Here is a 5,599-nt window from a genome sequence, read left to right on the forward strand (position 1 = left end):
ATCCTTCACTCCCTGTTGCGTCGCGACAGGATCACCTCCAGCCGCATACGCGCGCTTGCCCTGGGCGCTCGCCGGGGCCGGAGCCTGCAGGTCAATGCGCACCTCGCCCACCGCCCGTATCACCTGATTCTTCAAGTCATACTCGAACTCGCTGCCATAGATGCGGTCCGCCCGGTTCGAGTCCTTGCCGTACACCACAATCCCTACATCGTGCAGCGTGTACTTCCCATCCTTGTGCTGGATCGCCTTCGCCGCATGGATCGTATACAAGGTCTTTCCATGCGGCCCACCCGACTGCGAATAGGTGAACCCATTCGTCTCCCGCGTCACGTCGATTCCGAGTTTTGCCGGCAGCTCGGTTAGAAACCGGTGCGCACGGTAGTGCGCATACCCCAGAAACGCAGCGATCACCGCCACCAGCAGGACCGCGCCCACCAGCAACCAAACTCTCAGCCTCTCGACAGACATCGAAATACGCATCAAACCGCCCAACCTATCTTCTCATTCGGACGCAGTCCCCGCGGCTGTAAACTATCCCTATGGCCGATCAGCTCTACCTAAGCCTCTGGTTCCCCAACTTTCGCTTCGAGGCACTGCCCGCCGCGCTGGTATCGGTGCTGCGCCAGTTCGCGCTCATCAGCGGAAGCGGAAGCCCCGAAGGCAAGCGCGTCACCGCCGCCTCTGTGTACCCCATCAGCTTCACCGAGGCCCCCACCTACCAGCGCATCTACGTGAACGACGACCGTGCCCAGGACTCCGAGGCCTCCATCATCGAGAACGCCGTGGCCGAGGCCACCGAGCAGCTTCACGACGACATGGCTTACGAGTTCGAGATGAAGTGGAAGCTCTGGACCCCCGAGTCCGGAGCCCCCGGCGATCCCGCTGCCGAACTCGACACTCTCTGGAAGCTCCAGCCCTCCACCGTCCGCTTCCTCGGCTTGGGCCCTCGCTTCGACGACGCCGGTTACGAGCAGAACGGCCACATCCGCATCGACTTCGGCCTCGACACCCCCTGGGTCATGGACGACACCATCGAAGACAGCGAGCTGGACGACCTCGCCCAGAAGCGCATCCAGCAGAATGTCGAGATGCTGCTCGCCTTCACCTTATCTGTCGAAAAACATTGCGGCATCAGCAGTCGCCTGCTCTGGACAGAGTCCGGCGAACCTCTCGCCGAGAAGTTGATTGCCCGCCTGCAGCGCCTCAATTAGCCGAAATCGCTTCTGTTTCCTGCGTTGTCAACTACTGGAGGTCGACGTAGCACATCGCGGCGGCGGTGCATGACGGCGCGCCCGAGGCCGAACTTCAGAAAGTCCAGCCCACCAAAATGTCTGGCTCCCATTCTTTACGGTATGCCCGTAAGGAATGGGAGCCAGATCCATCTTTTCAAGATCATTTATCCACGAAATAGTTTAGTGCTCAACTATTTAGTAGTTCAACTAAAAGTGATACGCGATACCGATCGAAGGCGACGAGCTGACCTGATACCGGTTGGTCTTGAAGATATCTCCAGGAAGACCAAAGTCTGGCGTCTTGCCCACAAAACCACGATATTCGGCACGGATATCGAAGCTGGGGCTGATCTCGTAGGCCAACCCGGCTCCGAAGATGCCGCCGATTTCGGTGTTCGATTTTGCGTCAATCTGAAAAGTCCCATTGTCCAGCAGGGGGTGATAGACCATCACGCCCGGGCCGGCTTCGGCGAAGGGGTTGAATTTCCCGAAGTTCAGACTATAGACATAGGCTGCGCTGAACTCCGACTGCAGAGTATGGATGCCTCCGTTCTGCTTGCCCGAGACGATGTACTTGTTCGTGTTCTGCGCATACCCGTAGTTCACCTCGAGCGCGCTGCGCGGCGTCAGCATATAGCGGTAGCTGGCCAGCAGGCCCAGGGTCGTGGTCGTATTCTTCTGTATGGCATTTCCGTGCACTTCGGGGGCAAATATTCCTGAAGCGCTTATGCTCACGTCCTGCCGGCTCTCCTGCGCGTAACCGGCAACTGCTGTAAGCATCAGTGCGCCCAGCAACAATATCGTCTTCTTCATTCTTCGCTAGATCCCTTCGAATTCGTCCATGACCTTCTACGCTGTCCCACAGGCAACGCGTTTGGAGAAGCAGTCACGGAGCGCCGTAGTCATTGTCCTTCATTGTAACCGCACACGGGCCTGCACAACGACCACCCACAAAAGAAGACCGGAGGACAATGCCTCCCCCGGCCTGGTTGTTCCCATTTTCTCCGCTGTTATTGCGGTGGGGGAGGAGGAGGCGGTGCTCCTTCGTCGCCGCCATGACGGTTCTCGCGCCGCGACTTCATCTTCGCCAGCATCGCGTCGTATTTCGGCTTCTGTTCGTCGGTCAGCACATTGCGGATCTTGTCCTGCGAGGCCTGGTGAATCGCCATCATCTTGCTGCGCTTGTCTTCCTTCGATGTGCTCGTGTCGTCGCGCAGCGCCTTCATCTGACTCATCTGGTCGTCGTCGATGGCCTTCACCTGCGTCACCTGATCGGGAGTCAGGTTCAGCCGCTTGGTCAGCATCTCGATCTGCCGCCCGCCTCGCATACCCCGGCCATGGCCGCCCGGCGGTGGTCCCATGTTGTCCTGCTGCTGCGGCGGTGGTGGTGCGGTATTGTCCTGCGCCATCAACAGGGGAGCTGCGCTCAGGGTGGCGGCGCACAGCGCCAGCACAGCCGCTCGCATCATCGGTTTATGAAACGGGGATTTATGAAACAGATTCATCTTCATCGGATACCTCTCTCGTGTCCATCCACCGGAGAGGTCGTCTCCGGCGCGTAAGTCTACCGGGTACGAACGCGGTTTCCGGATAAAGGTTTCCCTGTACTCAAAATTTCACGACAAATCTACATTCTTGTTTCGGCCCTACATCCCCCGCTCAGGCAGAAAACAGTAAGGATCGCCATGTGCCGCCGCATAAGCCTCCACCACCTTCAAAAAGGCGAGCGCGACATGAGACAAGCTGGCCTGTTTGCGATAGACCAGCCGCAACTTGCGCTCTATCTGCAGCTCCGGAATCTGGACCCGCACCAAAGACCCGCTCTGCAGCTCGGACTGCACCGTCAACCCCGGCACCAGCGCCACGCCATTTCCCATCTCCACAAATCGCTTGATCGCCTCCAGCGAAGGCAGCTCGACCCCCATGTGCAGAACGGTCTTATGCCGCTTGAACGCCTGAATGACCTTCAGCCGCTGCGGCGAGGTGATATTGTGCGCGATGAAATTCTGCGCTCCGAGCTGACGGATCGAAACCGTGCTCGCCTGCGCCAGAGGATGCTTCGGATTCACCACAAACATCAGGTCGTCGCGATAGACCACGGTCGACTTCAGCTGCGCGTCGTCGGGACGGAAGGACAATACCCCGATCTCGACCGAATGCATCAACACCTCGTCCGAGATGCGGCTGGCCAGCGACCGCTGCACCGCCAGCTTGATCCTCGGATTCTGCCGCCGAAACTGGTCAAGCAGCGGCAAGAGATAAAGACAGGTGTACTCATTGGCGGCGAGATTCAGCCGCCCACGATGCAGCGACCGCAGTTCGGTCAAAGCTACAGCCGCTTCACTCCTTAGATTCAACAGCTTAGCAGCATACTCCCGCAACACCTCCCCGGCATCGGTCAACGTCCCATCCCGCGACGACCGCTCAAAAAGGATCTCTCCAAGCTCGCCTTCGAGCTTTGCAATCGCCTGGCTCACCGCCGGCTGCGTGCGATGAAGCCTTGCCGCGGCCCGCGAGAAGCTCCGCTCCTCCGCCACCGCCAGAAATGTCTCCATCTGCACCAGATCCATGCTCTTACCCCGCTATAAAGAGAGATGCTTGCTTTGAATACTTCAATTAGAATTGGTAATACACGTGGAAGTCATCATAAGCCTGCATTATGATGACGTCTAGATCGGGAGTGCCAACTTTATATGGTTGACCCAAACAAAATTGTCTTCTTCGACACCACCCTCCGCGACGGCGAACAGTCCCCCGGCTGCACCATGCACCACGAGGAAAAGCTTCGCATGGCGCACCAGCTCGTGACTCTTGGCGTCGATATCCTCGAAGCCGGATTCGCCATCGCCTCCGAGGGCGACTTCAACGCCGTTCAGGCCATTGCCCGCGAGGTCAAGGGAACGCGCATTGCATCGCTCGCCCGCTGTAAGCGCGAGGACATCGAAGCCGCGGGCCGCGCCATCGCCCCCGCGCCCAGTAACCGCATCCACCTCTTCCTCGCCTCGTCCGATCTGCACCTCGAATACAAGCTCCGCATCACCCGCGAGCAGGCGCTCGATCAGGCAGCCGAAGCCGTTCGGCTCGCCCTCACCTTCACCGATGACGTCGAGTTCTCGACCGAAGACGGCACCCGCACCGACCACGAGTTCCTGCTCAAGATGATTACCGTCGCCGTGCAGGCAGGTGCCACCACCATCAACATTCCCGACACCGTCGGCTACACCACGCCGGAGGAGTACGCCAACATCTTCCGCATGGTCAAGGCCCGTGTTCCCGGCATCGAGAAGGTTGTGCTCTCGACCCATTGCCACGACGACCTCGGCATGGCCGTGGCAAATACACTCGCCGGAGTCGAAGGCGGAGCGCGTCAAGTCGAATGCACGATCAACGGCATCGGCGAGCGTGCAGGCAACGCCGCACTCGAAGAGATCGCCGCCGCACTCATGGTGCGCCACGACCGCTTCCCCTACACCAACAACATCAAGATGGAGCAGCTCTACCCTACCAGCCAGATGCTGGCACAGTGCATTAGCTTCGGTGCGGCTCCCAATAAGGCCATCGTCGGAGCCAACGCCTTCGCGCACGAATCCGGCATTCACCAGCACGGCATGTTGGCCAATCCACTGACCTACGAGATCATGACGCCTGCCTCGGTCGGCGTAGCCAACACCAACCTCGTCCTCGGCAAACACAGCGGCCGCCGTGCGCTTGTAGAACGCTTTGAAAAGCTGGGCCACCCGCTCACCCGCGAACAGCTCGATGAGGTCTATCACCGCTTCACCGAACTCGCTGACCGTAAAAAATCCATCTACGATCAGGACCTCCTCGGCCTCCTGCAACCAGACAAAGCCGCGGTCGTCATCCACTAAGGTTCGTTAAGGGCACGGCTTTAGCCGTGCCAAAAGAATTCCAGATAACGTGGGGCTTTAGCCCCTGAGGTACAAAGTATGCGTCTCAAAATTGCAGTTCTGGCCGGCGACGGCATCGGCCCCGAAGTCACCCGTGAAGCTACCAACATCCTGCGCGCAGTAGCGGAGCTTGGCGGCCACGACTTCACCTTCGTCGAAGGCCTCATCGGCGGAATCGCCATCACCGAGACCGGCTCACCACTTCCCACCGCGACGCTCGATGCTGCTCTCGACTCTGACGCCGTTCTGCTCGGTGCTGTAGGCGACAACAAGTTCAATTCGCTGACTCCCGACAAGCGCCCCGAAGCTGGTCTGCTACAGATCCGCCAGGCCCTCGGCGGCTTCGCTAACCTGCGTCCTTCCATCGCCTATAAGGCGCTCAGCGCCAGTTCTCCGCTGCGTCCCGAGGTCACAGAGAACGTTGACATCCTCTTCGTCCGCGAGCTGCTGGGCGGCCTC

7 protein-coding genes are annotated in these 5,599 nt (G+C 59.4%); 3 read left to right on the forward strand and 4 right to left on the reverse strand.

Going from position 1 to position 5,599, the window contains the following annotated elements:
* Positions 1-441, reverse strand: a 441-nt coding sequence (locus VMU57_RS03885; protein WP_325380976.1) for a hypothetical protein, incomplete at its 3' end; no start/stop codon positions are given.
* A gap of 98 nt (positions 442-539) precedes the next feature.
* Here VMU57_RS03885 and VMU57_RS03890 point away from each other — a divergent pair.
* Entirely contained in the window at positions 540-1,211 is a 672-nt protein-coding gene (locus tag VMU57_RS03890) for a hypothetical protein (RefSeq protein WP_325380978.1), read from the forward strand.
* Between the two features lie 228 nt (positions 1,212-1,439).
* On the opposite strand, the gene VMU57_RS03895 is transcribed toward VMU57_RS03890, so the two are convergent.
* From VMU57_RS03895 to VMU57_RS03905, 3 genes are all read right to left on the reverse strand, one after another.
* A complete protein-coding gene (locus tag VMU57_RS03895) occupies positions 1,440-2,045 on the reverse strand; it encodes an outer membrane beta-barrel protein (protein ID WP_325380980.1) in 606 nt (201 codons plus the stop codon).
* A gap of 197 nt (positions 2,046-2,242) precedes the next feature.
* Positions 2,243-2,743: a hypothetical protein gene (locus tag VMU57_RS03900; protein WP_325380982.1), complete on the reverse strand. Its 501-nt coding sequence runs from the start codon at positions 2,741-2,743 to the stop codon at positions 2,243-2,245.
* Between the two features lie 135 nt (positions 2,744-2,878).
* A complete protein-coding gene (locus VMU57_RS03905; protein WP_325380984.1) occupies positions 2,879-3,802 on the reverse strand; it encodes a LysR family transcriptional regulator in 924 nt (307 codons plus the stop codon).
* 123 nt (positions 3,803-3,925) lie between these two features.
* Between VMU57_RS03905 and VMU57_RS03910 the strand changes: the two genes are divergently transcribed.
* Together VMU57_RS03910 and VMU57_RS03915 are read left to right on the forward strand one after the other, a co-directional pair.
* Positions 3,926-5,101, forward strand: coding sequence for a 2-isopropylmalate synthase (locus VMU57_RS03910; protein WP_325380986.1), 1,176 nt, complete (start codon positions 3,926-3,928; stop codon positions 5,099-5,101).
* Positions 5,102-5,179: 78 nt separating this feature from the next.
* The coding region (locus VMU57_RS03915; RefSeq protein ID WP_325380988.1) for an isocitrate/isopropylmalate family dehydrogenase at positions 5,180-5,599 on the forward strand (420 nt) is incomplete at its 3' end.

Source organism: Edaphobacter sp. (assembly GCF_035532915.1).
GTDB lineage: Bacteria > Acidobacteriota > Terriglobia > Terriglobales > Acidobacteriaceae > Edaphobacter.